This is a genomic window from Thermocladium modestius (genome assembly GCF_055398215.1).
Window position 1 is genome coordinate 1,205,057 of record NZ_AP043731.1, and the last position, 24,260, is coordinate 1,229,316.

Annotated in this window: 29 protein-coding genes, 1 tRNA gene and 1 pseudogene; 16 read left to right on the top strand and 15 right to left on the bottom strand. The window is 51.2% G+C overall.

Annotated elements, in window-relative coordinates; genetic code table 11:
• Window positions 1–96: 96 nt before the first annotated feature.
• Window positions 97–873, top strand: a complete 777-nt coding sequence (locus tag ACZ5ZS_RS06270) for a 50S ribosomal protein L2 (protein WP_188596750.1) — start codon at window positions 97–99, stop codon at window positions 871–873.
• A gap of 52 nt (window positions 874–925) precedes the next feature.
• Here the strand turns inward: ACZ5ZS_RS06270 and ACZ5ZS_RS06275 are convergent, their stop codons facing one another.
• The 3 genes from ACZ5ZS_RS06275 to ACZ5ZS_RS06285 form a co-directional block, all read right to left on the bottom strand.
• Window positions 926–1,411: a hypothetical protein gene (locus tag ACZ5ZS_RS06275; protein ID WP_075060237.1), complete on the bottom strand. Its 486-nt coding sequence runs from the start codon at window positions 1,409–1,411 to the stop codon at window positions 926–928.
• Window positions 1,412–1,962: 551 nt separating this feature from the next.
• Window positions 1,963–2,244, bottom strand: coding sequence for a hypothetical protein (locus tag ACZ5ZS_RS06280; protein WP_075060235.1), 282 nt, complete (start codon window positions 2,242–2,244; stop codon window positions 1,963–1,965).
• Window positions 2,241–2,546 (bottom strand): ArsR/SmtB family transcription factor, encoded by a 306-nt coding sequence (locus ACZ5ZS_RS06285; protein ID WP_188596751.1) that lies wholly within the window; start codon window positions 2,544–2,546, stop codon window positions 2,241–2,243. Before ACZ5ZS_RS06285 ends, ACZ5ZS_RS06280 begins: the two co-directional genes overlap by 4 nt.
• Window positions 2,547–2,723: 177 nt before the next feature.
• On the opposite strand from ACZ5ZS_RS06285, the gene ACZ5ZS_RS06290 reads away from it, so the two are divergent.
• The gene (locus ACZ5ZS_RS06290; protein ID WP_188596752.1) at window positions 2,724–3,002 is read left to right on the top strand and encodes a KEOPS complex subunit Pcc1; all 279 of its coding nucleotides are present in this window, start codon (window positions 2,724–2,726) and stop codon (window positions 3,000–3,002) included.
• Between the two features lie 111 nt (window positions 3,003–3,113).
• On the opposite strand, the pseudogene ACZ5ZS_RS06295 reads toward ACZ5ZS_RS06290, so the two are convergent.
• Window positions 3,114–3,380, bottom strand: a pseudogene (locus ACZ5ZS_RS06295) (30S ribosomal protein S26e); the annotation flags it as partial.
• A 121-nt stretch (window positions 3,381–3,501) separates the two neighbouring features.
• Between ACZ5ZS_RS06295 and ACZ5ZS_RS06300 the strand changes: the two are divergent.
• From ACZ5ZS_RS06300 to ACZ5ZS_RS06315, 4 genes are all read left to right on the top strand, one after another.
• Window positions 3,502–4,065 (top strand): hypothetical protein, encoded by a 564-nt coding sequence (locus ACZ5ZS_RS06300; RefSeq protein WP_188596754.1) that lies wholly within the window; start codon window positions 3,502–3,504, stop codon window positions 4,063–4,065.
• Window positions 4,066–4,139: 74 nt separating this feature from the next.
• On the top strand, window positions 4,140–4,466 hold the full coding sequence (locus ACZ5ZS_RS06305) for a PadR family transcriptional regulator (protein ID WP_188596755.1): 327 nt from the start codon (window positions 4,140–4,142) through the stop codon (window positions 4,464–4,466).
• Window positions 4,463–5,062 (top strand): CDP-alcohol phosphatidyltransferase family protein, encoded by a 600-nt coding sequence (locus ACZ5ZS_RS06310; RefSeq protein WP_188596756.1) that lies wholly within the window; start codon window positions 4,463–4,465, stop codon window positions 5,060–5,062. The genes ACZ5ZS_RS06305 and ACZ5ZS_RS06310 overlap by 4 nt, the downstream gene beginning before the upstream one ends.
• Before the next feature lie 539 nt (window positions 5,063–5,601).
• Entirely contained in the window at window positions 5,602–6,060 is a 459-nt protein-coding gene (locus ACZ5ZS_RS06315; RefSeq protein WP_188596757.1) for a DUF2286 domain-containing protein, read from the top strand.
• A gap of 60 nt (window positions 6,061–6,120) precedes the next feature.
• Here the strand turns inward: ACZ5ZS_RS06315 and ACZ5ZS_RS06320 are convergent, their stop codons facing one another.
• The 5 genes from ACZ5ZS_RS06320 to ACZ5ZS_RS06340 all read right to left on the bottom strand — a co-directional run bounded on the left by ACZ5ZS_RS06320 (window position 6,121) and on the right by ACZ5ZS_RS06340 (window position 10,314).
• Window positions 6,121–8,721 (bottom strand): DNA-directed DNA polymerase I, encoded by a 2,601-nt coding sequence (locus ACZ5ZS_RS06320; RefSeq protein ID WP_306464050.1) that lies wholly within the window; start codon window positions 8,719–8,721, stop codon window positions 6,121–6,123.
• Window positions 8,722–8,799: 78 nt separating this feature from the next.
• Window positions 8,800–9,489, bottom strand: a complete 690-nt coding sequence (locus tag ACZ5ZS_RS06325; RefSeq protein ID WP_229657725.1) for a translation initiation factor IF-6 — start codon at window positions 9,487–9,489, stop codon at window positions 8,800–8,802.
• Between the two features lie 6 nt (window positions 9,490–9,495).
• The gene (locus ACZ5ZS_RS06330; RefSeq protein WP_075060541.1) at window positions 9,496–9,783 is read right to left on the bottom strand and encodes a 50S ribosomal protein L31e; all 288 of its coding nucleotides are present in this window, start codon (window positions 9,781–9,783) and stop codon (window positions 9,496–9,498) included.
• Between the two features lie 13 nt (window positions 9,784–9,796).
• Window positions 9,797–9,952 (bottom strand): 50S ribosomal protein L39e, encoded by a 156-nt coding sequence (locus ACZ5ZS_RS06335; protein ID WP_075060543.1) that lies wholly within the window; start codon window positions 9,950–9,952, stop codon window positions 9,797–9,799.
• 5 nt (window positions 9,953–9,957) lie between these two features.
• Window positions 9,958–10,314 carry a DNA-binding protein gene (locus ACZ5ZS_RS06340; protein ID WP_075060540.1) on the bottom strand — a complete coding sequence of 119 codons (357 nt, stop codon included), beginning with the start codon at window positions 10,312–10,314 and terminating at the stop codon, window positions 9,958–9,960.
• 235 nt (window positions 10,315–10,549) lie between these two features.
• Between ACZ5ZS_RS06340 and ACZ5ZS_RS06345 the strand changes: the two genes are divergently transcribed.
• The 4 genes from ACZ5ZS_RS06345 to ACZ5ZS_RS06360 all read left to right on the top strand — a co-directional run bounded on the left by ACZ5ZS_RS06345 (window position 10,550) and on the right by ACZ5ZS_RS06360 (window position 12,905).
• Complete coding sequence (locus ACZ5ZS_RS06345; RefSeq protein WP_188596758.1) at window positions 10,550–10,888, top strand: SecE/sec61-gamma family protein translocase subunit; 339 nt, start codon at window positions 10,550–10,552, stop codon at window positions 10,886–10,888.
• Window positions 10,885–11,352: a transcription elongation factor Spt5 gene (locus ACZ5ZS_RS06350; protein ID WP_075060538.1), complete on the top strand. Its 468-nt coding sequence runs from the start codon at window positions 10,885–10,887 to the stop codon at window positions 11,350–11,352. The genes ACZ5ZS_RS06345 and ACZ5ZS_RS06350 overlap by 4 nt, the downstream gene beginning before the upstream one ends.
• A 65-nt stretch (window positions 11,353–11,417) precedes the next feature.
• Window positions 11,418–12,134, top strand: a complete 717-nt coding sequence (deoC, locus tag ACZ5ZS_RS06355; protein ID WP_188596759.1) for a deoxyribose-phosphate aldolase — start codon at window positions 11,418–11,420, stop codon at window positions 12,132–12,134.
• Window positions 12,135–12,470: 336 nt separating this feature from the next.
• Entirely contained in the window at window positions 12,471–12,905 is a 435-nt protein-coding gene (locus tag ACZ5ZS_RS06360) for a coiled-coil domain-containing protein (RefSeq protein WP_188596760.1), read from the top strand.
• 46 nt (window positions 12,906–12,951) lie between these two features.
• Here the strand turns inward: ACZ5ZS_RS06360 and ACZ5ZS_RS06365 are convergent, their stop codons facing one another.
• On the bottom strand, window positions 12,952–13,269 hold the full coding sequence (locus ACZ5ZS_RS06365; protein WP_188596761.1) for a hypothetical protein: 318 nt from the start codon (window positions 13,267–13,269) through the stop codon (window positions 12,952–12,954).
• A 114-nt stretch (window positions 13,270–13,383) separates the two neighbouring features.
• On the opposite strand from ACZ5ZS_RS06365, the gene ACZ5ZS_RS06370 reads away from it, so the two are divergent.
• The gene (locus tag ACZ5ZS_RS06370) at window positions 13,384–14,172 is read left to right on the top strand and encodes a hypothetical protein (RefSeq protein WP_188596762.1); all 789 of its coding nucleotides are present in this window, start codon (window positions 13,384–13,386) and stop codon (window positions 14,170–14,172) included.
• Here the strand turns inward: ACZ5ZS_RS06370 and ACZ5ZS_RS06375 are convergent.
• A complete protein-coding gene (locus ACZ5ZS_RS06375) occupies window positions 14,157–14,555 on the bottom strand; it encodes a cytidine deaminase (protein WP_188596763.1) in 399 nt (132 codons plus the stop codon). The two genes, ACZ5ZS_RS06370 and ACZ5ZS_RS06375, sit on opposite strands and share 16 nt — an antisense overlap.
• A gap of 24 nt (window positions 14,556–14,579) precedes the next feature.
• Window positions 14,580–15,260, bottom strand: coding sequence for a hypothetical protein (locus tag ACZ5ZS_RS06380; RefSeq protein WP_188596764.1), 681 nt, complete (start codon window positions 15,258–15,260; stop codon window positions 14,580–14,582).
• A 98-nt stretch (window positions 15,261–15,358) separates the two neighbouring features.
• Here ACZ5ZS_RS06380 and ACZ5ZS_RS06385 point away from each other — a divergent pair, with 98 nt between their 5' ends.
• Window positions 15,359–18,277 (top strand): hypothetical protein, encoded by a 2,919-nt coding sequence (locus ACZ5ZS_RS06385; protein ID WP_188596765.1) that lies wholly within the window; start codon window positions 15,359–15,361, stop codon window positions 18,275–18,277.
• Window positions 18,278–18,290: 13 nt separating this feature from the next.
• Here ACZ5ZS_RS06385 and ACZ5ZS_RS06390 read toward each other — a convergent pair whose 3' ends face one another.
• Complete coding sequence (locus ACZ5ZS_RS06390) at window positions 18,291–19,202, bottom strand: hypothetical protein (RefSeq protein WP_464858131.1); 912 nt, start codon at window positions 19,200–19,202, stop codon at window positions 18,291–18,293.
• A 143-nt stretch (window positions 19,203–19,345) separates the two neighbouring features.
• Window positions 19,346–19,684, bottom strand: coding sequence for a DUF2175 family protein (locus tag ACZ5ZS_RS06395; RefSeq protein ID WP_188596767.1), 339 nt, complete (start codon window positions 19,682–19,684; stop codon window positions 19,346–19,348).
• A 141-nt stretch (window positions 19,685–19,825) separates the two neighbouring features.
• Here ACZ5ZS_RS06395 and ACZ5ZS_RS06400 point away from each other — a divergent pair.
• Window positions 19,826–19,924 (top strand) — tRNA-Thr (locus tag ACZ5ZS_RS06400).
• 115 nt (window positions 19,925–20,039) lie between these two features.
• Window positions 20,040–21,626, top strand: coding sequence for an ATPase, T2SS/T4P/T4SS family (locus ACZ5ZS_RS06405; RefSeq protein ID WP_188596768.1), 1,587 nt, complete (start codon window positions 20,040–20,042; stop codon window positions 21,624–21,626).
• Window position 21,627: 1 nt separating this feature from the next.
• Here the strand turns inward: ACZ5ZS_RS06405 and ACZ5ZS_RS06410 are convergent, their stop codons facing one another.
• Window positions 21,628–22,395 (bottom strand): SDR family NAD(P)-dependent oxidoreductase, encoded by a 768-nt coding sequence (locus ACZ5ZS_RS06410; RefSeq protein ID WP_188596769.1) that lies wholly within the window; start codon window positions 22,393–22,395, stop codon window positions 21,628–21,630.
• A 77-nt stretch (window positions 22,396–22,472) separates the two neighbouring features.
• Here ACZ5ZS_RS06410 and ACZ5ZS_RS06415 point away from each other — a divergent pair, with 77 nt between their 5' ends.
• Window positions 22,473–23,228 (top strand): DUF1614 domain-containing protein, encoded by a 756-nt coding sequence (locus tag ACZ5ZS_RS06415; protein ID WP_188596770.1) that lies wholly within the window; start codon window positions 22,473–22,475, stop codon window positions 23,226–23,228.
• Window positions 23,229–23,376: 148 nt separating this feature from the next.
• Entirely contained in the window at window positions 23,377–24,258 is an 882-nt protein-coding gene (locus tag ACZ5ZS_RS06420; RefSeq protein ID WP_188596771.1) for a hypothetical protein, read from the top strand.
• Window positions 24,259–24,260 lie beyond the last annotated feature (2 nt).

Below are 24,260 nucleotides of genomic sequence, written 5' to 3' on the forward strand. Positions count from 1 at the left end.
TGTTAAAGCGGAAAAACAAGAGCGGCGAACGAGGGCGGTGAACGTCCATTAGGGCAAATTTTTTAAACCATGCAAAGCATTGGCTTATGAGGACAAGTGGGCAAGCGAATATTGGTGCAAAGAAGAGGACGAGGAGGATCTCAGTTCAGGAATCCCGTATGGAGACGCGAAGCTCCCCTGAGGTATATTAGGTACGAGGAGACGCAGCTCAGGGAGGCCAAACGCGGGGTGGTTAAGGAGTTAATTCACATAAGCGGCGTCTTCCCGCCGGCGGCCCACATAGTGCTCCAAGATGGTAGGGAGATGTATTTGCCGGCCGTGGAGGGATTGTATGTCGGCAAGATAATAGAGTTCGGAGCCGGAGCCAAGATCGAGACGGGCAACGTAATGCCGGTGCAGTCAATACCAGAGGGCACCATGATATCCAACATAGAGAAGCGGCCGGGAGATGGGGGTAAGTATGCCAGATCCAATGGATCGTACGCGGTGGTATTAGTGCATAAGGGTAACTTCACTAGCATTCAATTACCCAGCGGCATAATAGTGGACGTGGACTCCAGGTCCAGGGCCACCGTGGGCATAGTGGCCGGTGGTGGAAGAACCGAGAAGCCCATGGTAAAGGCAGGGGCAAAGTACCACCTGGCCAAGAGCAAGTCATGGAAGTACCCACTGGTGAGAGGCAAGGCAATGAGCGCATACGCGCACCCGCACGGCGGTGGATCCCACCAGCACGGCGGGACCCCGGTGCCCAGGAATGCACCGCCTGGCCAGAAGGTGGGCTTCATAGCACCCATGTGCACTGGAAGGGGATGCCGGAGGGTACGGGCACAAATGCAGCAACAGCAGCGGCAGGCAGTCCAGAGAACACGGTAATTCAAACAATCGAGATCTGGCCTCCTTATCGCCCATAGAAGGGCGAGGCTTGTTAGTTTTTATGGTGTGAATTTCCCTTAATTATAGGCTGAGTCCTCATTACTGCTAGCTGCATTAATGTTGCAATGAGCATCAAAACTATTGCCGCAGTTATCGCTTCCATGCTCCCGCCATAGATTCGGGCAAACGTGTAATTAGAATAAGGCGATATGTAAGTATATCCAGAAGGTGCACTTCCCGTGTAGGCTGCATTTGATCCAATATTGAGGAGAAAAGATGCAAGCTCCACATTGCCACTCATAACTAATAACGATATGAACAATACGCCGACACTAAGCACTAGGTCCACAAATAATAATAAGTAACTTAATAGTATGATCATGCCCTTAATGCCCTTAGGATTGCCTTTAACATTCACATATTCTCCTCTTTTAACAATTCTCCAAGATTTGAGCCATGTTTTTAAATGCCGAACCAGAAATAGAGAAACCAACATAACTCCAGCGCTTAAAATTGACAATATTTCGAAATCGTTCATTGCTTTATGCCTTTTATTCCAATAATACCGCGCCAAGTAATTGCCAGGTCATAGTAAACATATTTCCGAATCTGGATCGGCACATAATGAATTATAGCTTTCTTCATACTAATAAGACTATGAAACTTATTTATAAATATTCCCAAGATTATTGTTTATTTAATTATCAATTAATTATCATTTTTATTATTTATAAACTTAAGTATGAATCATCTTATTATATTTCTTAATCTTCCATCTCCCAAACAACACATAATGCTTCCTTCCCTGAGAAGCAACGGAGCTCCGCGAGCAATTGAGACCCAGATCCATCACTGCACTTAATGGCCTCTCCCAAACCTGGCTATACAATTCCTTATGATCATTGTCTTGTCTCCTCAATAGTAGTGCTAGGGCCCTCAAGTTGTTCCTGGATAGCCTTACATTCATAGAATGGCAGAAGTGGATGCCCATCTCAGAATTGTATAACTTCCTGGCCTCCTCTAGCCATGGAGCACATCGAAACCATCCGCTTGAAGGGCGAGGCTTTAGGTACAGTTTATAAGCCTGGGTTACATCTTTGATATATAATATAGGAATGCCATTCCTATCAAGCTGCTCGCCGTGATCACAAGGGACGGCAAGGCAATGGTTTCATCGTAGCCCATCATGGCCCATTTGGAGTAAGCTATGAGCATGGCAATTCCCTGCACCAGGAAGATTATGGACAAGTACAAGAGCAGTTTTCCTATCTTGGTGAAGCCTATCGAGTAGTAATTGCGGGCTATCAATCCGGCCAGCACCACATCCCCGATAACCAACGCTATATCCACCAACCAATAGATCCCTATCATTTCTCTCCCCTCGATGCCTTAACTGCATTAATAACTATTTCCCAGTTTTTCTCGGCATAATCGCTTAGGAAGTAGGGAACCCCGTATGCCTTATTCGTTCTGGTCACCAAGCCATGCTTCTCCAATATCTCGAGGTGATATATAATGGTTCTATAATTGACGCCAAGGTGCTTGGCCAATTGATTTGGATTCATGGGCTTCTCCTTCAACGCCAGCATTATCTGAAACCTCATCCAGCCACCCCTCGAACCGCCGAGCAACCATATGAGCATCCTCCTCCAATCCTTGGCGTCACTAAACATCGCGGTTACTCTTCCAGCTTCCCTTTTAAAAACACCGACTTGAACCATCAACGCATTTATATTACCACGAATTAAAATGATTTTTGCAAATTAATTACAAATCGATGGATCCCAACATGACGGAGAGACCAGGCAAGAAGACCCCAAAAGTTAAATGCGTGCCTAATTCCATAGGCGATGGATGCAAGAATGGGCAGGGGAAGGACCATTAAGTTGCAGATGATGAGCGCGTCACTTTACATAGAGGTGGGAAACGAGTGCGATGTAGTGGCTAAGTCCTTAATGGTGGACGAGAGGGACTTGCCGAGCGGAATTTCCACATCAATGAAATGCCAAGATGGGGTATTGATATATGAGGTGATCACATCCATTGATGAACCATCATCTATACTTACCGCCTACAATACCCTAGATGACTTGATAAGAAACTTGAGGGCAGCCCTAGCCGCTCTTTAGGGCTTACTGCTTCTGAACTCCAGATTGCGATGCATTGGATTGCTGGGAGCCTTGAGGCTGGGACGTGGTCCTAGGCACTGTTGGGACTTTAGGCGATGGCTTGCGCTCCACCTTTCTTTCCGTCTCTGACCTAACCTTCAGTATCCCCATGTATATCGCACAGTTAACGCAGTAGGTCTTGGTTACGTAATATCGCGTTATCAATGCGCCCTGCTTCTCCAAATCCTTAGCCAAATCCCCTGGAACTGGGGAGTACGGCACAGTGACCCTCACTGCCTTGGAACGCGGAACGCGCCTGCCGCAGTTATCGCAGTAGACAACGGATTCCTTTCCTTTATCACCCTTATGTCGTCCACGATTCTTCCTCTTCTTTGGCATAGGCGATCTTGCATCCAATGTTTATAAATATATCGAGCCTCAACAATCGATTCGTTAATTGGATTGAGGACCCTCATTCACGAGCCCTATTTATACCTCCCTGTAACTTGTATCTCATCAGATGAGGATCTTCATAGTGAAGTCGGACACGGCATACATAGATGGAGAGGAACCTCCGTTCAAGACAGGTAGATTAGACGTGATGCTGAACTCAGCCATCTCGGCGATCACCCACCGCAATGCCCAGGGAATCAGGCGGGACGTGGAGTTCTTCATGGTGATGCCACTAAACGATCCCCCTATAATTCACATTAATGCCTCTAAGATGGCGAGGGTTCCCATAAATGAGGAGGACATGCTATCGCTATTGCTGGATGGATTAAGGGGAAGGGAGGGAGGAGTAAATGGAATGCAGGGAAGCCTCGATTCGCTGATAACGAGCCTGCAATCCAGGGGCTACTCCCCGCTATATCTCCACGAGGATGGGGTACCCATCAAATCAATCCGTCCACGGGAAAACATGGCATTCATACTGGGCAATCAGAACGGGATGTCTAACTCAGATGAATATATAATGAGGAAACGAGGCGTGAGGAAGGTATCGTTGGGCCCGCTGCCCTACATGACTTGGGAATGCGTTGCTATAATCAATGCAATGCTCGACGGACGGATCCTCCTCGCTTGAAGTCTAGCAATGCTGTCACGAATGAACAATCCCAGCAGAAATGCTTAATAGATTTCCAGCGAGCAATGCCCTACATGGAGCCGAGGGCATTTAAGAGATTCGTGGATAAGCTAACCAAGGAGAACCTATGGATATATATTGTAAAAACGCTGATGGATGGGGAGAAGACTGGGTACGAAATAGTCAAATCGATTAAGTCATTGGGAATATCCACATCAACGGTCAATGTTTACATGGTCCTATACAAGATGGAGAGGGATGGTTTGATCAAGTCCGATGAACGCAGCGACGGCAAGTACTACAAGAACACCCAGCTGGGCGTAGCGACGTTCAATAACGCATTACAGTTCCTGGATTCCCTCCTGGAGAAGCTTGGATGTGAGCTGCGGTGCTTATCATGATTGGAAAAATAAAGGATGAAATAGAGAAGAGAATAGAACCGTTGGCATCGCTGCTACCCAGAAATCCAAATGCAATAACTATGGCTGGATTGGCATTCGCCATAATTTCAATGATACCCTCCATATATGACAAGCCCCTCCTCACGCTGGCGCTGGTGGCACTGTCTGGCTTAATGGATGGGCTAGATGGACTGGCCGCTAGAAAGCATAAATTGACCTCGACATTCGGAGCATTCCTGGACTCCACCCTGGATAGATATGTGGATTTCATCTTGGTAATGGATGCAGTGATGCTCGAGCCATCCATGAAACTCATATTGATTGGATTCATATCATATCTCGGCGCAGTGATGACTAGCTATATAAGGGCTAGGGGGGAGTCGCTTGGATTAAAGATGAGTGGGAGGGGGCTCTTGGAGAGACCTGAACGAATGCTATACATGATGGCCCTGCTCTTGACGACGGCCATTGTGGGCAACGAGGCATTGTTCTATGGAATGATCGTATTCGCCGCATTAACAAATCTAACTGCAATTCAAAGAGGCATCATAGCAGCCCACGAGTTGAAGAGAGCGGAGAGGATGAAGGCAAATTAAATATGGGTGTAGTTCACCCGACCTCTTCCCCGCCCTTGAGGGGTTCCCTGGGGTCTTGGGGGTTACGCCCCTTTACGGGCGATACTCCGTTTCCCCTACTGGTATTGCTGGGGTAGTCGGCCCCAGCCCCCCATCCTCAAAGAGTCGACCGAGAGGGGGGGGGGGGGTGAAAACCCCGACAAAACATGACTTGAAAACTTACCCCAGCCCCAGAGAGGCTAGTTTTGCCCACTCCTTTATCAATGCGAGCCCGTTAATTATCTCATGATGTAAGTGCCTGCCGTTTCGATCCTCCGCTCCCTCGCTGATGGAGACGTATTCCAGTTAATGGACCAATCAACAATTCGGTCCCCCGCACCAACTCCTAAGCTGGAACCCAAGGAGCTCGGCCCATAAGATCCTACGCGATGGGCAATATGGGAAAAGAAGCATTTCCAGCAAGGACTCAATGAGCTGATAGAAACGGCACAGGTACGCCGTTAAGCGCAAGCTTAGTCTCTGGAGTAGTATTTTTAAGCGGCAACGCATTGAGCCTTGCAGTGACTACGTTGAGCGAGAGCATAATAATATACGTGGAGAATAATAATGTATCCAAGAAGGAGACCGCCAAGGGCGATACCGCATCCGTGGTGAAGGACTTGGCAAAGAAATTGATAGAGGAGTGGGACCCCAATGCCAGTGACTTCATAGTATTGAAGGACCAATACCCCATCAAGTTGCCACTGCCCCTATCCAAGGAATTAATGGATAAACTATCCCGCTTCGACATAAAGAGGGTCGGCAACGAGGCCGAGGCCTCTCTCCCGGTCTATGAAATAACCTATAGCAATAAATGGGAGGAGGAGACCTTCAAGGCTGAGCGTCTAATAGTTATTTCGCCATTCATAAACGACGAAGTCACGACGCAAATAACCGACGCTGTGATAAATGCCCTAAACGAAGAGGGAGAGGGGGAAGAGCAGGAGGGGGAAGAGGACGATGAGGAGGATATAGAGTAAAGCTCCCTTAAAAATATGCAATTCTCGAAGGGCAAGCGTCGTTCCTTACCTGATCAATGCTTAAAACAGCTTGGATCCGATTATCGATTCGAACGGTATGTCCAGTGCATCTAGGACCTGCTCCAATGACGACTCCAGGTACTCCACGTACTTATCCACGTCTATTTCATCTATTCTGGCCAACTGGACGGGCTTAACTCCCTCCTTTGTCTTTGTCTTTACATAGAATATTATATCCCCCGGCCCTATCTTATATCCATAGGGAGCTAATTGAAGAGCTGCCTTCACGTGCTGCGGCTTATTGGCCGTGTAATCCTCTATTCCCTTGGATAGCGCTACCTTTATCATCAACATATTCAACGGCAACTCCTTGTTCTTCAGTTTGGCGTAGTACTCCTTAACCTTCTCTTGTATCATGCCCGTCACTGCCTGTACATCATTTATCGACTCTATTTTGGCGAAGAGCTTTAGAACATCGTTGAAGGCCATCTTTGCGAAATCCGGCGTATTGCGTTTCTTTCCCAGCAATCCCTTTATGTCAAGGGAACCATCGCTTAGAATCCCCGCGTAATTCTTCTTTCTACTACTCATGGCTATTATCCTATAGGTCTTGTCCAGCTCTATATCTATTCCCAAATTATCCCTGACCCAATTTATCAATTCCTCCATCTTTGCCTTATCGGGGTTGAATATGAAGAGACTATCCGTGTCGCCGTAAATGGGCGAGAGACCCAACTCCATGGCTCTAACCAAGGTAGAGGTTATGGATAGCCTGCCCAACGCAGTCACTAGCTCCGCCAGCGGCGGGCAGTATAACGGAAATATCTCAGCTCCGAACACGCCGTAGGAGGCGTTTATGAATACCTTCAGAGCCGCTTGTATCACGTTATAGTAATCCCTCAAAACTGGGTTTTGCTCCGTCTTAGCGAGCCGCTTATATACTTGGACCCTCATGTCGCGCAGCAAGCCCACGAGCAGGGCAGTCATTCCTCTCCTATCCATGCATACCCAATGATCCATGTCGGGATATGGCTTATTGACCTCCTGCTCCTTCTCGGGGCACCTCACAGTCTCGTATGATAGGTTCCAGCGCTTTATTATGGATGGGTATAGGCTCGCGAAGTCCAGTACCTGGACATTGGGGAACACGCCGGGAACAGGGTCTATAACTATGGCTCCCAGGTATTTCTTGCCCTTTATTATGGCCTTGGTAGACGTGGTTCCCTTTGCCCTCTGTATATCCTCCTTGTTCGGTATCAACCAACCCCTCCTTCTATGCTCGAAGTAGAGCATGTTGCGGATCCAAGCCGATACTTGGGACCTGACAAGATCATCTATGGGGGTCTTGGAAATCCTCGCCATCAATACTATCAATTTCATGACCAAATTATTATTGTATGTGGTCAAGTGAAGCGTCAATAATGCATCCCTGAAGTTATAGTTGACGAGCTCCACATAATTCATCTCGCTGATGGGCTTCTCTCTGGCCACCTTGGATATGCCCAACAGGGAGCTAGCTATTATGTCAAGCGATTTCTCGCCTCCCTTGTATTTTCCATTGAATGCGTAAGTCTCTATTGCCCTTGAGTTGAAGAATTTATAGAGATCTATGTGTATTCCCAAGATATACTTCGCCTCGCCATTCATGGTGAGCACAATGGGTATCTCCTCCTTCTGGAACCCCAGCTTCAAGGCTCTATTGTATATGTACGTGAAGTCGAAGTTATCTCCGTTGAATGTAATTACAATGGGATACATCAACATTTCCTTGAAGAACTCCTTGAGGAGCTCCCTCTCCGAGTCGAAGAACATGACCTCCACGTCGTTCGACATGAATTGGTTCAAATCGCCATCGTTGAGCCCCATATCCTTCCTCCTCAACACGAGAACCCTCCTCAATCCATCACTGCCTGCCAGACCTATAGCTATTATCTCGTAGGGCGCCTCCTTTGGATTGGGTATCTTGTTCTCCTCAGGAGTGAACACCTCGATGTCTATCGCAACCCTCTTCAAGTCAGGCACGGGTGTCTGAAAGAGCGGAAGCCATTCATTGAACGCGGCCAAGAATTCCTTGTCATCCTTATAGATCAATTGTCCCTGCTTCAATATTTCATCCGGTATGGCTGTCTCCACTTGAACCAGCCTTCCATTCTCTACTCTATAGAACATGCCGGGAACCAGGCCCCTGTCGAACATATATGATAGATGGTACTTTATCTTGGCCTCCCAGGTCCGCTGTAATCGCTCCCTTATGGAATTGCCCCTCCCGCCTATGCTCAACGGATCCTTTGCGTATATCTTGGTGAACGTCTTCTCCTTCAGCTCCAGAGGATCGAATTTCTTGACCACCTCCATGTGGCTAAAGCCCTTGTGTCCTATTATCTCCTTGTGCTTCGCTATTATCTCCCTGGGAGGAATGTCCGTCAATAAATACGATCGATGCCCCGTATTATCATACCAGAAATAGATCTTATCGTTGACAAAATCATACAGCTTCGCAAGGGCCTTGCCGCTCTTCCCATCATAGATGACCGACAACAACATGGATGGAGGAGAATTAGACGGGGTCTCTCCCACCAACGTTACCTGTATCTCCTCCTCTTCCTCTGACTCCCTAAAGCGTTCCTCCTCTTCCTCCATCTCTACTTCCGGCTCCTCCACACACGTATATGGGCCAAGATGGTTAAAAACCTTGCCGCATCGAGGAAAGGATAATACCAAGTCATTACACTTGGAGGACTAACCGAGGGTCTCTATTAGCCTCATTATCTCGAATCCCGTCGTGCTGCCTCCCACTATGGCTCCTCTATTATTCGCCACGGCGCCGCTCCTCACGAACCCTATACCCCTATTTATGGTGCCTACGTTGACCTTTATCTTAAATAGATCCTTGACCTTCTTCACATCCTCATCGCTGGCATCAGGAGTCATCAATGCCCCATTATCGTTGATTATGACAATCGAGCCCACTATGTAGGAACCACACAGGTCCCCAGAGACCACTTCAGTGCCCAATACATTCGATATGCTGCGCAGGAGCTCCGCTTCCATTATGCTTGAGACCAACGAGACCTTGTTATTGGTCAATACCAAGTTAGATAGGGCGGTATACTTGCTGGGCACTACCTCCACGTTTAAGTCCTTCCTGGTTCCCAGCCTTATCCGCTGCAATTCATCATCTGTGACTATGCTGGGCAATAATATTCCATTATCGTTGCCAGCAACGAATATGCCTATCAAGGGGGATTTAGCTATCGTTACTTGGATGACCTCCACGGATAAGGCATCCCTAACTCCCTGAATCAATCGTTGGGGGGCGTCCTGCGGGATTAGGGCGTATTCATTATTGGCGAACACATACACTCCAACCGCATTGGTTCCATAAACGGCGAGGGGAACTACCTCGAACTTACCCATAATCTGGTCCATTAAATATCATTGCTCGGCCGCCAAATCAATCAAGGCGCTCCCGTCCTCGTACTTGATCAGCTTGACCTTTATTTTGCGGGGAGGCTTCTGTATGCCGCGGCTCCACACAGCCTCATTTAAGGACTGTGAAATGCCCACCTTATCTGCATCGACGTGAAGATGCCTGGATGCTAGGGATTTCAACATCCTTATGGCGTATGGAGTCCTCTTGGTCCTGGATACCTCCCTTGTCCTGCGTAGGTTCACGTTCATGGTTATTTCATTCACGGTTTTCTTCTCTTGCTGCTCGCTCATGTGACTCACCCCTCTAGATTCCTAATTTATTTCTTCTCCAGTTCCTTTTAGTGTAGGAGAGCGTTACTCTCCTGTTGGTCTTCACCACCACCCAGCTAGGCGGGTTCCTGTTCCTCCTGGCGGCCGCAGATAGCCTAAGCTTTCTTCCAAGCGGCTTGTGGCTGGCCATGTTGCTCACTTAAACCTTATTTTGTACTCTTTTTTAGTTTGTTGGTATATGGCCTCCAGCATCCTCTTCAAATCCTCGTCCGTTATGGGTATCCTAACCCTATTGGTCTGGGCCAAAGCTATTATTTGGGACTCCAAGGCTTGAACTAGATCGGGCTTCACCAACCTTAAGTTGTCCAGCCTATTCCTGGCCTCCGGCGTCAATATTGTCCTCAACAAGGCCCTCTTTTGGGCCTCTGCCTCCCGCTGCCTCTCCTCCTCAGCGGCTTTCTTCTGCATCTCAGCCATCTTCCTCTGCCTAATGGCCTCTATATCCTCATCCTCACTGTAATTCTCCGAATCATCCCCATAATCAACGCTCATGAGATACCGGATACCTCATCCCGCTTAAAAACTTTTAATTATTCATTATATTTTCCTCTTAAATGCAAGCCTTGATTCCCATGTAGCATTCATCTCATCCGCTGAAAACTCGCCAAAACACTAACCTGGTTGAGGGGGCACTGGTTATATTTGATTAAGTCATTTTGCATCGTTGGAGTCATCCATGATTCCTTGTCCAGTAAGCTTTAAATCCGGGCAGCATAGGCTTCAATGAATGTCGGCTACTGCCAAGGCAAATAAGGGCATCGGCAAGAAGATAAGGGAATACATAAACTTGATGTTGTGGGTCTTCAAGGTAGCTAAGAAGCCTGATAGGGAGGACTACATGTCGATCGTGAAGATAGGGGGATTGCTGGTGGTGATATTAGGTGCTTATTCATTGATATTCAATTTCATATTTTATGTATTGGTGACGCCTCACTTTTCAATATCATACCCCGAAAACGTCATAGTCTTCTCAACTATAGTCGCCATAATAGCGGCTTTATCCATCGTGTTGATAATATCCACTCGAAACATGGGTAAACAGAGCCGGAAGGGGAGCAAGACATGAGTGAGACCGAAGAGTGTCATTTCGTGGCCATACGCACTGTGACGGGGCAAGAATATAATGTGGCCATGATAATAAAATCCAGAATAGAAGCTATGAAGGGGCCCTCTCAATCGCCGAACTTCAAAGTGCCGTCGGTTGTCGTGATGCCCGACATGCCTGGAATAGTACTGATAGAGACGGAGCTGCCGTATCTGGCTACCTCGCTGTCCCAAGGAATAAAGCATGTCCGCGGCGTTGTGAAGGGCAAGATAAGCCTAAGCGAGCTGACCAAGTCCTTCGAGAAGGAGGTTGAGGTGAACGTGGGCGATGTTGTGGAGATAATATCGGGCCCATTTAAGGGATTCAAGGCCAGGGTGATAGATGTCAATAGAAAAAATGGAGCGGCCAGGCTGGAAATAATGGATGCATCATCATTGGTTCCCATAACCATTTCACTGCAACACATACGGAGGACCAATCAATGATGAGAGGACTATGATGGCGGGAACTAATCGTAATTTATTAAAGTAATGAGGAGACGAGGGATAAAATGCATATTAACATAGCCGGATTGATAGACCACACGAACCTCAAACCATATGCCTCTCTAACCGATATAGAGAAGCTGATAAGGGAGGCCGCCCAATTCGGCGCCTACGCAATCTGCATAAATCCAATTTACGCCAAGTTCGCCCGGAACCGCATAAGGGAGGACAGACTTAATCTAAGAATAGCCGTGGTGGTGGACTTCCCCTTCGGCAGTTCCACCACGGAGGCGCGGGTCGACATGATAAAGCAATACTCAGCATTCGCAGACGAATTGGACGCAGTAGCTCCCATTGGATTGATCAAGTCAGGCCTACTGGAGGATGCGGAGCGCGATATGGCGGAGCTCGTCGAGACGGCTCACTCACTGGGCAAGATAATAAAGATGATAGCGGAGGATGCCCATACCACTCACAACGAAAAATTGATATTATATCGAATGATAATGAGGTCCGGCGCGGATTTCATAAAGACCAGCACGGGCTTCGAGGATGGACAATACGCGGCCCTTCTGGGAAACAATACAGGCGCGCAGGTGGAAAACGTAAGACTCATGGCCGAGCTCTCCAAGCAATACAATCCCAGAATAGGCATAAAGGCATCGGGGGGCATACGTTCATATGGGCAAGCAATAGAGCTTTTGAAAGCATCTGAAAGGCCGGCTCTTCCCGATCAATTCAGGATAGGCGCGAGCAGGACCAGGGAGATCCTCGAAAAATAAGGAGGACACGAATCTCCTGACCTCCTCCCCGCCTTGAGGGGTGAGGGTTCCCTGGGGTCTTGGGGGTTACGCCCCTTTAACGGGCGCTACTCGACCCCCTCCTCGGTATTGTGGGAGTGCGTCGGCCCCCACTCCCCATCTTCAAAGAGTTAACCGAGGGGGTGAAAAACCCCCACAAACTCCTCACTTAAAAAAAACCTTCTCCCCGCCTCAAAGAGGCGAGGATTATCCTCTTTTTTATCACATTGCGCTGAGGAGACCAAATTCTATCCATTCCGGTCCCTTCCTCCTCTCGTCTCCGCAAGCCTTATTACTGCCAGTCGTTTTCGTTAGGACGTGTCCACAATCGATGCGCTGCTGGATGAGTTGAGAGACGAGGAGAAGGCTAGGCGATTCTGGGGAGAAGGCGTGGTCAGGATAGCGGGGGATCCAAGTCTCAGGCTAGTACTGCTTCAAGCTCTCTTGGGGGAAGCCGCCACGAAACGAGACCTGAATGACCTTAAGGCAGACCTCTATAAGAGAATAGACGACCTAAGAAACGAATTAAATGGAAAGATAGAAGACACAAACAAAAGAATAGACGACCTAAGAAACGAATTAAATGGAAAGATAGAAGACACAAACAAAAGAATAGACGTGATGAATGATAGGATGAATGATCTATGGAATGAGGTGGGGGAATTGAGAGCAGACATGCGCACTTACTTCTTCGGCTTCATGGGCGGTATATTGGCTACCATAATAGTCACTATTTTATTGAAGCTTCTCTAGGTTGGACTTCTCTCCTTGAGACATGGAGATACTAGATTATCTCCGTTCATTTTATATAATCCATTATTGATCGAGTCCTATATCTAGTATCTATCTCCTTCAATATTCCATCAATGAAGTCCTCCCAAGCTGCCTGGCCCATGGCCCATCTAGCCGCGTTCTGCACGTGATTGCTGAAAACGCTGAGCATGCCTTGCCACGATACTCCCTTGCCTGTCAATTGATCCTTCAAATGCGACCATAAATATGCGGGCAATCGATTCCCGAACCACACAGCCATCTTGATGCATACATCGTCATCACCGCACAGCCTAATCCTCTTCGATATATCCTCCTTTATATCCATGGGCTCGGGCAACTGCATAGTTGAACGTTGAGCGCTGAAATTTAATCCTTGCGTTTCGAACTGCTTGCCTCACGTTGAGCCGCAGCGATATTATTGGAATAACGCTTTTAAAGACGCAAGGGCGGGTCTCGCATGGCCTCATATAAGAATATAGTGGTGCTGGCGGTGGCCGCCGTCGTGGTATTCCTTGTGCTCTTCGCGGCGTATAGGCCGACGGCTTCCCATCCGGTCTTTAATTCCACTTATTATGTCTTAAACCAACACATACCGGAGCTGTTAAGCGGGGCCAGATCCGTAGGACTTATCTTCGGTCAAAATAGCTCCGGCTCCGTCGTGCTATACTTCCTAAACCCATATGATGGGGCCAACTACACCGCTGCAAACATAAACTCCACCGTAGTTAACATGATAAATAATGGATCTCTTCAGCTCATAGTTCTCCCCAACTCCGCCCTATACGCCCCTACTGGAAACTCCACCGCAATAAATTCAGTCGATAACAACTTCATGGCATTGGACCTCTGCCTCTACCATGTGAATAAATCTGCGGCATTGAACTACATGCTATGGTTCGAGAACACCACTGCAACCAAGGGACCGGCTATCGGCAACGTGACCTACTCACAGCTAGCACAGCAGTTGAGTAAGTACGGGGTGAATGCATCTACAATAAACATAACGCAGTGCAAGAATGAGCTGGCAACCATGACCACCAACTCCAGCCAATTGGAGAGTAAGGCATTGACTTGGGCTGGCGATAACTTGGTGGAGATACCGCCCACGCCCGTGGTGCTGGTTGCGATAAACGTGCAGAGAAGCTTGGCCGTGCTTAACGAATATACGGTGGGCTACTTGCCGCCGCTCCTCACGACGCTCCACAACCTAGCCACCCAGACGCCGCTGTACTACAGCTCGGGTTGATGGGGTAGGTTGGCTGGGCTGAACGGGCGAGGAAGCAAGTCCCTCAACTCATATATCTCGCGACTCCCCGGCCCCGCCACTATCACCCTCCTCACGCCGAATTCAGCCATCACTTGAAGACAGGCGCCGCATGGGTACGGCATGCCTCCATCGCTGACCACCACCACCGTGTCTATGATTCTCTCCCCCTCGCTCACGGCCTTGAATATGGCCACGCGCTCCGCGCACATGGATAGGCCATAGGATGCATTCTCCACGTTATTTCCATGATATATCTTTCCACCTGGGGCTATCGCTAGGGCCGCCACCCTGAAGCCGGAGTAGGGCGCGTAGGAGTTGCGCAGCTTGGATTTAGCTAACTCCACTAACTCCTCCTCGTCCATGCATTGAAGAGGCTGGGTAGAATATTAAAGCTTGAGCGCCTTGGCTAACCTGGAAAATGCCTTAGCATCCCGAGGAATGGAGAGCAGGATCGCCCTCACGCCCACCTCCTCCAGCCTCTCCACCATGCCCGGTAATTCCTCTTCTCGAATAGAGGGCTGGCCCAGCTTCCTCATCCACTCCTTGTTCCGCTCAGTCTCGACCAACAGGTAGGGAATTAAAGGCGCGGGGTCGAGCCCCGTCAATTGCCGTGGGTCGGCTAGGTTCAGGACGAGGAAGAAATCTGCGGCCGACCTCATTCGCTTCTCCACGTCTTGGCGAGGATAAAACATGCTGAGCATCATGCCTGCCCTGACCCCCTCATCCTTGGCTAGCCTAACAGCGTCCTCCGTCTGGAGGTAACCCACTGCCCTCCCTATTCTGGGTTGATCTCCCTGCGTGAAGGCCATGTCCAATCCAAGCATCTTAGCGCCCTTTATTAAGCTCCTCACGTGAAGCTCGTTGACGTCAATTAATCGTTGATTTACTATTATGGGCTTGGATGGATACATGCCCCTAGCCATGCAAGCGATAGAGATGGGTATGGGCGCGGGGCGGCCCATGGGGGCATCGGGCACGTCAAAGCCATGGAAGGCGCCCAGTTCCTCCAATAGGGACTCAAGATCATCCCTGCGGGAAAATGGATGTATCTCGGCATATATCAACATGAAATACCTTAGTATATACTCCCTTTTAAATCGATCCCAATACTTGATGGGAACCAAGCGACAGCTAAGCCTTTTTATAGGAACCCATAGGGGCCAGCATGATTGGAAATAGACGGGGATCAATCAGTGAATCCTACGCTGCGGTGATCGCGATAGCGTTTGGATTAATGGCGATCGCGTTGGGCATCTACGTCGGTTATGAATTGAACGGTTATGCGAGCATCCAATTGGTAAGAAGCGACATATGGGGAGCCATAATAGCATACGAGACGGGCGGCAAGACTGTAATTGTAGTGGAGAACATAGGCCGGCAAGCATTCTTCGTGAACAAATCATTCATAGACGGCAAGGTGGTTCCAGTCACCGAGGGAGAAAGAGGGTACTTGGAAAGAGGCGAGTACAATGGGCCGGGACTGGGGCCCGATCAATACGAGGAACTCTACGCCAGCGCCGCCGGAACAATCGCGCAAGCCCAGCTCTGCGCGACGTCTTACCCCAAGGCCTGCGTGGTGATATGGACTTACATAAACTACACCGTGAGGAACAGGTCGCAGACCGAGCTGGCGGGACCCTCGGCTGTTGGGCCCAATGAGGCTGAGGTGTTAATAGAGGACCCCTACGGTGCTCAATGGTCGTTGACGTGGATGGGATCCGCCGCGGGCATTATGTCAGGCAACTCCTCCAGGACTGTCGCCATAACGCTGCCCACAAGCGCATCCAGCATAACCGCATCTCTGAGCACGGAGAGGCCATACTACTCCGTCCCGACTAGCCAAGTGATAGGTGCAGGTCAATCGGGCACGTTCATAATAGATTACAACGCCACGGGAACTGCCATTATAGACGACGCCGTCGACGCCGCGTGGAGCCTGGCATGGACCGGGTACAGCGATGGAGGCTACTCGAGCTCAAGCTCGGCGGTCGTGCCGATAGAGGCGGGGACTGGGGTGGCAGTTTCATTAACGGCTCGCTATGATGGAGGGAATTGCAGCTCCACCCCGCCATCAGGAAAGTTGGAGGCGGGCGGGGCGATTCTCTTCCAAGTGAATTGCACAGGCGCTCCTCATTACAATATCTACTATAATGCAACCAGTCCCTCATCCGGTTACTCCCTCTCGTTCTTCACTGTCTTGAAGCCCATCGTCGTTGATGCATGGATTAATCGCATAATTCCGTTGAGGAGCGGGTGGAACTCGGGGGAGTTGGCGGGAGGCGACGTGGGAGTTGAGGTGCAAGTAGGGCCTCTCTACCTTGAGTCCGCGGTGCCCGTGCAGGACATAGCGAGCTGGGCGCTCCCCAACCTGACCTACGTGGTGGATTGGAACGGCACAATCTACGGCGAGGCGGGAAGCTGGGGGAGGTCCCAGTACGTGGGCGGATCATACGTCACCCCGATCACGTTCCAATCCCCATCCCTGCCCACCACGTACCTATCGCGGGGAGATTACTTGCTGGTGCTTCTGGGGTGGCTGGACGTTAACGGCAAACCCATTGGCAAGCCATCCGCATCGGGATGGCCTTACCAAGCAAACATCACGGCGTGGTTCGGGGAGGGGGCCGTCGGCGAGCCCATAACCGCCTCCAGCTCTATCGCCTCTAGGACGTGGACTGGGCAATACGTGGACACGCCCTACCCGGAGTTGATCCCGCTGAGGGGGGAAGCGGATGAAGTGACGCTCTCAGTCCCCCGAGGGTACCAAGTTTATTGGAGCAATTCCGAGGGGGTGGTGGGGTCTCCCATTCAAAACCCCATACTTGTAAGGAACGGAAGCACGATCTACGTGTTCGTGGGAAAGCCCCAAAGCAATGGCAGCGGAAGCGGTAGCAATGACATTCTTTACTTCACCGTCTCCGACCCGCCCGGAGCCGGCTGGGCGGTCTCCTCCCCCGCGCAATCCATATCAGGAAACGCCACGACGGCCTTGGAGCAAACCCTCAATTTGGGCAGCAACCTGCCCGTCACCGTGACTGCTGGAATCACCTCTAACCCCTCGGGAGAGAACTGCAGCATTGCCCCAAGCTCCACCACGGTGACGCAAGACTACGACTCGCTGAGCTTCGCCGTGTCATGCACGAGCAGCAGTGGGGGTGGCGGCGGCTCGGGAGGGGGCGCGAGCGGCGAGATAAGCGTGGCGGTCACCGACCCAAGCGGGGCGGGCTGGTCCCTCTCCTGGAGCGGCGGCGCGAGCGGCGGGAAGACCGGGAGCTCCACGGCCACCTTCACCGTGAGTGACTCGGGCCCGGTCTCGTTCACCGCCTCCATCACGAGCGACCCGCCCGGGGAGGTGGCCACGATAAGCCCAGCGACGGCCACCGCGCCGGCCAACGCCTCCATCACCTTCACCGTGGCGACTCAAGGGAAGAGAATCGGGTGCCTCCTCACCCTCGACGTGGGGATTAACGACACGAGCGGCGGTTCGGTTTCCGGCACTCCATCCGTCCCGGTATTCGTGGCGGAGGGCGGGATTGAGGACTGGAGCGCCTCCACCACCCCCAATCCAGGCTACGGCTTCCTGGGCTGGCTCCTCTCACTGAGCGGGGCTGGGAGCTACGCCAACACGCCTCTAGCCAAGCCCGAGATCAGCGGCTCCTACTCCTGCCCATCCGGGCTGAACGAGAACGAGACCGCGGTTCTCGCCGCTACCGCGCGGTACGTCAAGGATTACGCCGAGATAGCCGGGCCAAGCACAGTCTCGCAGACAGGCTCCTATGTCTTCACCTTGAGATGGGATGAGGCTCCCCAGTCAGCCGAATACGTGGCGTGGGGGACGAATGGCACCGCGAGCGGTAATACTTTATATATTTATGCCTACCTCACCATCACGCAGTACGGCGGCTGGACGACATTGGAAATCCCATGGGCGGTGACCCTCGGCGACGTGACGTGCCCGCCCAAGTGGGTGCCTTACATTCAGTCAAGCTTCAGCACCGGGGACATTCCAGCCAGCGGCGAGACCGGCAACATCACCCAACAAATCCCAATAACAGTAGGATGCCAACCACCATCAAAAATATAATAGATGCTTTATATTAATTCACAGAAAGACCAATATTCCAAACCCAATATCCCCACGATAAGTGTCCCACTCCCCAATGACCATAATACCAATAATAGTCTTCTTCATCGGCTAGCTTGAAGCCTGGCGCCGTGATCGTCGTGTTTAGGGCTGCTCGTGGGTTTTGTACCCCTATTACTGTCCAGTTGCATGGGAGTATTAGGAGATGTGAGTATAGTGGGTCTTGCGAGGAGAGGATTATGAGGATTAACTTGCTGGAGTTAAGTGGGATGCCAATGCTGCTGTAGTTTAGACCCATTATGTCGCCTGCCCCAATCACGTCGCCGAAAATCATGTAGTCGCTCCAGTTCGCTGGCCTAACGTAGGGGAAGCCGGTATAGACTGGGATGGATGCCATTAAGTTAATAGGGTACGTCCTAACATTGAGGAAGCCGGCCACTCCGACTCCATGTTCATAAGGCGTTGATTCGTTTCGCGGCGCTTCCAGCATGGCGAGCAGCCAACCGTATTGTCGTGGGGGCATGAATACGTCCCCGACGGTCCACATGGTGCCGTTGGGGAGGACGAGGCTCTCCATTCCGCACTGCCCCGGTATTAGTCCTAGCGTTCCGTTCGTTACGGGCGTGGGCACGTAAACCGTGTTGTTGAGGTACACGGTCTTGTTGATGTAGATGGGCTTTGTGACGTAGATTGTCTTGTTTAGGTAGATCGTGTGGTTTACATAGATGGGGACTTGCACGTACACCGTTCTGTTTAGATAGGTGGTTTTATTGATATACACCGTGTGGTTGACCGGTACATAGATGGGCATATCGACGATTCGCTGGTGTAGGGCACTCGATGCAGTGAAGATCAATGCCACGGATAGCACGGCCACCGCGGCCAGCAGGATCTTGGGTAATGAGTAGCGAAGGGTCCAGGCCATGATTATCACGGACATGCCTTTGCTTTATCTGTGCCGCAAGTCCCAAGGATGCGGGAAGCGGCCGGCAATGATGCGTATTTTGGCATGGATTTTCGATTTCACGGCCTTTAAAAATGGTTGGGCGGTGGGTTCCCATTCAAGTTCTAGAACACCTTAACCTGGTATTTGGTCTCTATTATCCTGAATAAATCATTGTTCATCTTAGCCGCCTCTCCCTCCAATGCCTTCCTCCGAGCCATAACTACGCTCCTCGCCTCCTCCCCGCTTATTGCCTCTGCGTCCTTCGCGACTAGTATTCCCTCGTGTATGTGCCTATTCACCTCCAGCAGTGCCATTACGTCCGCCGGCACGCTGCCCCCCATCTTCTCCTTTATCTTACTGACCATGCAGCCCCAGTGAATTGGACCGCCCTTCACAAACGTGAACAGCTGGCCCTCCACGACGGGCTTACCGCATGCTATGCATTTCCACTGGCTATCCATAAAGGCGCTGGCGGCGCGGTTCATAAAAACGTAGCTCGCTTCCCCACGCCGGCCGACTCCATGGGTTTTCCTTTCCTCTCCACCCCTTCCACCCTTCCTCCCCGCAATCCTTAAAAGCCATTATGATTGAGGCAGCGAAGAGCCCCGGTAGCTCAGCCTGGTTGGAGCGCCTGCCTCGTAAGCAGGAGGTCCCGGGTGGCGGGGATCCGCCCGGGAATTCAAATCCCGGCCGGGGCTCCACGCATTGATGGCTTGGCATTGCCTTCTGAATTAGATGGAGGCATTAATTATTGGAGGGGGACTGCCTTGGATGTAAAGGTATTTAAGCTGCTCGTTTATGAGGTTCTCGAACTCGATGTTGGCATCCGATGAGGTTTACGTGCCTGACGTGAGCGTGATAGTCGACGGCAGCCTGAGGGAGGCGGTTATCAGGGGGGAGATTAGGGGGAAGATATTGATTCATTCATTGATGGTTAGGTTATTCGAGGAGGAGGAGAGGAAGGGGTCTTCCATAGGCAAGCTGGGGATAGAGGAGTTGGAGTACATAAGCGATGCCTTGAATAAGATGGGGCTCACGGACTCCGTGAGGATAGAGTACATAGACACCGTGCCCAGGGAGGTTGGGCGGACGGACGACGTCGACGTTATAGCCAGGGAGGTGGCGAGGGAATTGGGCGCGACGCTGGTCACCAGCGATCAAACTACCAAGAACATCTGCGAGATAATGAGGGTGAAGTACCTATACCTGGGCAAGGACAAGCCAGCTGAGTTGGAGAGGATGTTCCAGTTGGAGGGTGGGTTGATGTCGGTTCACTTGAAGGAGGACGTGGCGCCCCTGGGCAAGAGGGGAAAGCCTGGGGCGTGGGAGATGGTTCCACTGGGGTCGGAACCCATGAGGAGGGAGCAGTTGGAGAAGATGGTGAGGGAGCTCATATCCATGGCTCACAGGAGCAACGATACCATGATAGAGGTGAGGAGGGATCACTCGCTCATAATCCAGCACAAGGATATAAGGGTGGTGGCCGTGTTCCCGCCCGTCTCCGACGGCATAGAGATAACCGCCGTCAAGCCGCTCGTCAAGCGCAGGATAGAGGATTACTCCCTGCATCCCAAGGTGCTGGCCAGGCTGGAGGAGGGGGCGGAGGGCATATTAATAGCGGGCTCGCCGGGCGCCGGCAAGACCACGTTCGCCCAAGCGCTGGCCGAGTTCTATTTATCTAAGAATAGGATAGTCAAGACAATAGAATCGCCGAGGGACATGACACTGCCGCCCCAAGTCACGCAGTTATCCAAAACCATGGCTTCATCCGAGGAAATACACGATATACTGCTCCTCTCCAGGCCCGATTACACGATATTTGACGAGATGAGAGACACCGCTGATTTCCAGGTGTACGTAGACTTGAGGCTGGCGGGCATAGGGATGGTGGGCGTCGTGCATGCAACAACGCCCATAGATGCCATACAGAGATTCATAGGTAGGGTGGAGCTGGGGATGTTGCCGTCCATAATGGACACCATAATATTCATGGATAAGGGAGACGTGAGCAAGGTTTACTCGCTGGAGATGTCGGTCAAGATACCGGAGGGAATGAGGGAGCAGGACTTGGCGCGTCCCGTCGTCACTGTGAGGGACTTCATAAACGGCGACGCGGAGTACGAGGTGTACGTGTTCGGGGAGGAGACGTTCGTGGTGCCCATAAGGGGGAGGGAGAGGCCTAAGGCCCAGCATGGGGATTACAGGGTTATAAGCAGGATAGCGAGGACCCTTAGGAAGTACGTCCCTCCAAGCGAGCTATCCATAGAGTATGGGGGGCCCAACACCGTCGTGATCAGGGTGCCGGAGGGCTACATGGGCATAACAATATCGAGAGTGCTGCCCAAGCTGGAGGGACTTAAGAGGAAGTATAACGTGGACATAAGGGTGGAGCCCAGGGAGTAGGTTAACCGCTGCTGGAGAAGCGGCGGGACTCAACCAGGGATGAACCGCTGTCGATAACCAGCACCTGCCCCGTCATGTTCCTAATCCTGCCCGTCGCCAGCACGGCAACCAACTCCGCCACCTCATCGGGATCCACCGCGCTGCCGGTCAGGGTATGGTCCGCGGCCCACTCATCCTCGGTTTTGCCCACGTACTTCACCAAGGAATCGCCCATCTTCGTCTTCACCAATCCCGCGGCTATTGCATTGACGGTTATGCCCATGGAGCCGACCTCCGCCGCCAATGCCTTGGTGAAGCCTATGACGCCGGCCTTAGCCGCGCTGTAGGGAACCAGGTTGGCCAAGCCCGTCATGCCGGCTATTGACGTTATGTTGATAATGCTGCCTCGCCGCTTTCCGATCATATGGGGAAGAACCTCCTTCGTGACCAAGTAGACGGATTTCAGGTTGGTATCGATTAACTTGTCCCATAGAGCCTCGTCCACCTCCGCGAGCGGCCGTGCTATTCCCAGACCTGCATTGTTGACCAGCACGTCCACGGAGCCGAAAGCCCTCAATGCCTCGCCCACCAAAGCAGCAGCCCCCTCTCGAGTGGCCACGTCTGCTTGAACAAGTATCCCCCTTGAGTACCTCTCCACCTCCCTCAACGTTTCCTCCCCCTCATCCAAGTGCCTCTTCACGTTGATCGCCACGGCGAAGCCCTCCTTGGCCAGCCTCACCGCTATGGACCTGCCTATCCCCCTCCCGCTGCCCGTCACTATTGCAATCATGGAATCAAGCCCTCTGTGGGGTAGAATAAATATTAACCGGGGAGCAAAGCATTTATTCAGTACTTAGCTGGGCATCCATGTTTAAGATAATGATATTCTCGCCGCTTGGGGGGTATAGATTGATACTGTACTCCATGCTGGCCATATTCGTGATACCCATGTCGATAATAAACCTAGCCCTCGCATTCAAGCTACTGGGCTTCCCGGCATACTATGGCGCCTTGGTCGCCTTAACGATAACCGGACTCAGCCTACTGACCAGCGTAGTGCACGTTGCCGTGTACGAGACGAGGAGGAGGGCAGTGGTGCCCAGCTACTTTACCGTGGAATTCATGGGTCTCCGATTCAAGCTGCCCGGCTTCATGCAGCAGATACAGAGGAGCATCGTCTCCATAAATGTCGGCGGCGCCATCATTCCAACGATGATGTCAATTGCCTTGAGCTACATAATGTGGATCCTCTCCCATAGATTGATGGCGGCCGTCTTGGTCTCCCTCCTGGTCACAGCCCTGGCCGTGAATAGGTCGGCAAAGGTCATTCCAGGCATGGGCATAGTGACCCCCGCATTCCTGCCCCCATTGATATCTGCCACCGTCACCACGCTTCTAGTATACGCAGTCTCCCCCTCATACCTGAACGTAGCCCCCGCCGCTTCATACATGGTGGGCGTGCTGGGCAGCTTGATAGGAGCCGACCTAATGCATCTGGGGGAGGTGATCGATATGGCGCCCGCCATAATAGACATAGGGGGGATGGGAACCTTTGACGGTATTTACCTATCGGGGGTCCTAGCCATATTCTACGCAATGGCTTTGACGTTGATAATAGGATGAAGACAAATCAGCTACCCTGGGAGGAATCACCGATCATTCGGCATGTCAATCATCACTCCACAGCCCCTTGCCTAAGGAATATAAAAGCGTTTAGCGGCTTGGGCGAAACGTATTTTAAAAGGCCCCAATACAATTAATTGGACTTGAATTGTCTACCAACAACAATAATGAGGGCCCCGATGGGGAGGAGGTCAAGCGATTGATGGATAAAATGCTCTCCTTGATAGGAAGCTATGTATCCACGTCCTTGTCCAGGATAAAATCAAGGTACAAGCCTCTATTCGACGGCTTCGAGACTGGCTTTGGCTTGGAGACTCCATTGATGGACTTCGACGATGATGGGGTGATATTCTTGGAGTCATCATATGCCGAGCTGGGCAGGGTGGAGCCCAGCGTGTTATCCCAAATGCTGAGCGGGTTGGGGATACGGGCCAGCGGGTACCCCCTCATATCCACCGTCGGATTGATTTGCTTGGGCGCTGGATATGATGGATCGCCTAAGGTGTCGACCAAGGGCACCGCCATGTACGCGATCGAGGAAAGCAGGCCCATCACGGTGGAGGGAACCACGCTTCACTGTGCACGACGGGCATTAGTGGAGGCAGGTGGGGGAATAGCCGAGCCAGTGGATGTAGGAACGAAGGAATTCATAGACGCCGCCCGCCAGTCAATGCTGAGTGGATGGAGTTCCAGGGCGGAGTACGTGAATAAATATAAGCAATTGTTCGGATTTCCACCCATGGAGACGGCCATTGGGGTCGATAGCTTGGACGTAAATACCCCCGTTCCCGCGAAGCTAGTACCCGACCTGGGCGATCTAGCAATAGCCAAGATAATTGGAACGGATGAATTCACGGTGGATGAAGTGGATGTTGGCATTCACTGCACTGCGAAGCCCGTGGGACGCGAGTATGTGCTTGACTCCGATAAGGATATGCTGTTGATGGGGTCCAAGATAGACGATAACTGCATAAAATACGTTATGTTGAGAAGCAAGGGAAAGGAGGAAAGCGACGATGGGCAAAATTAGTT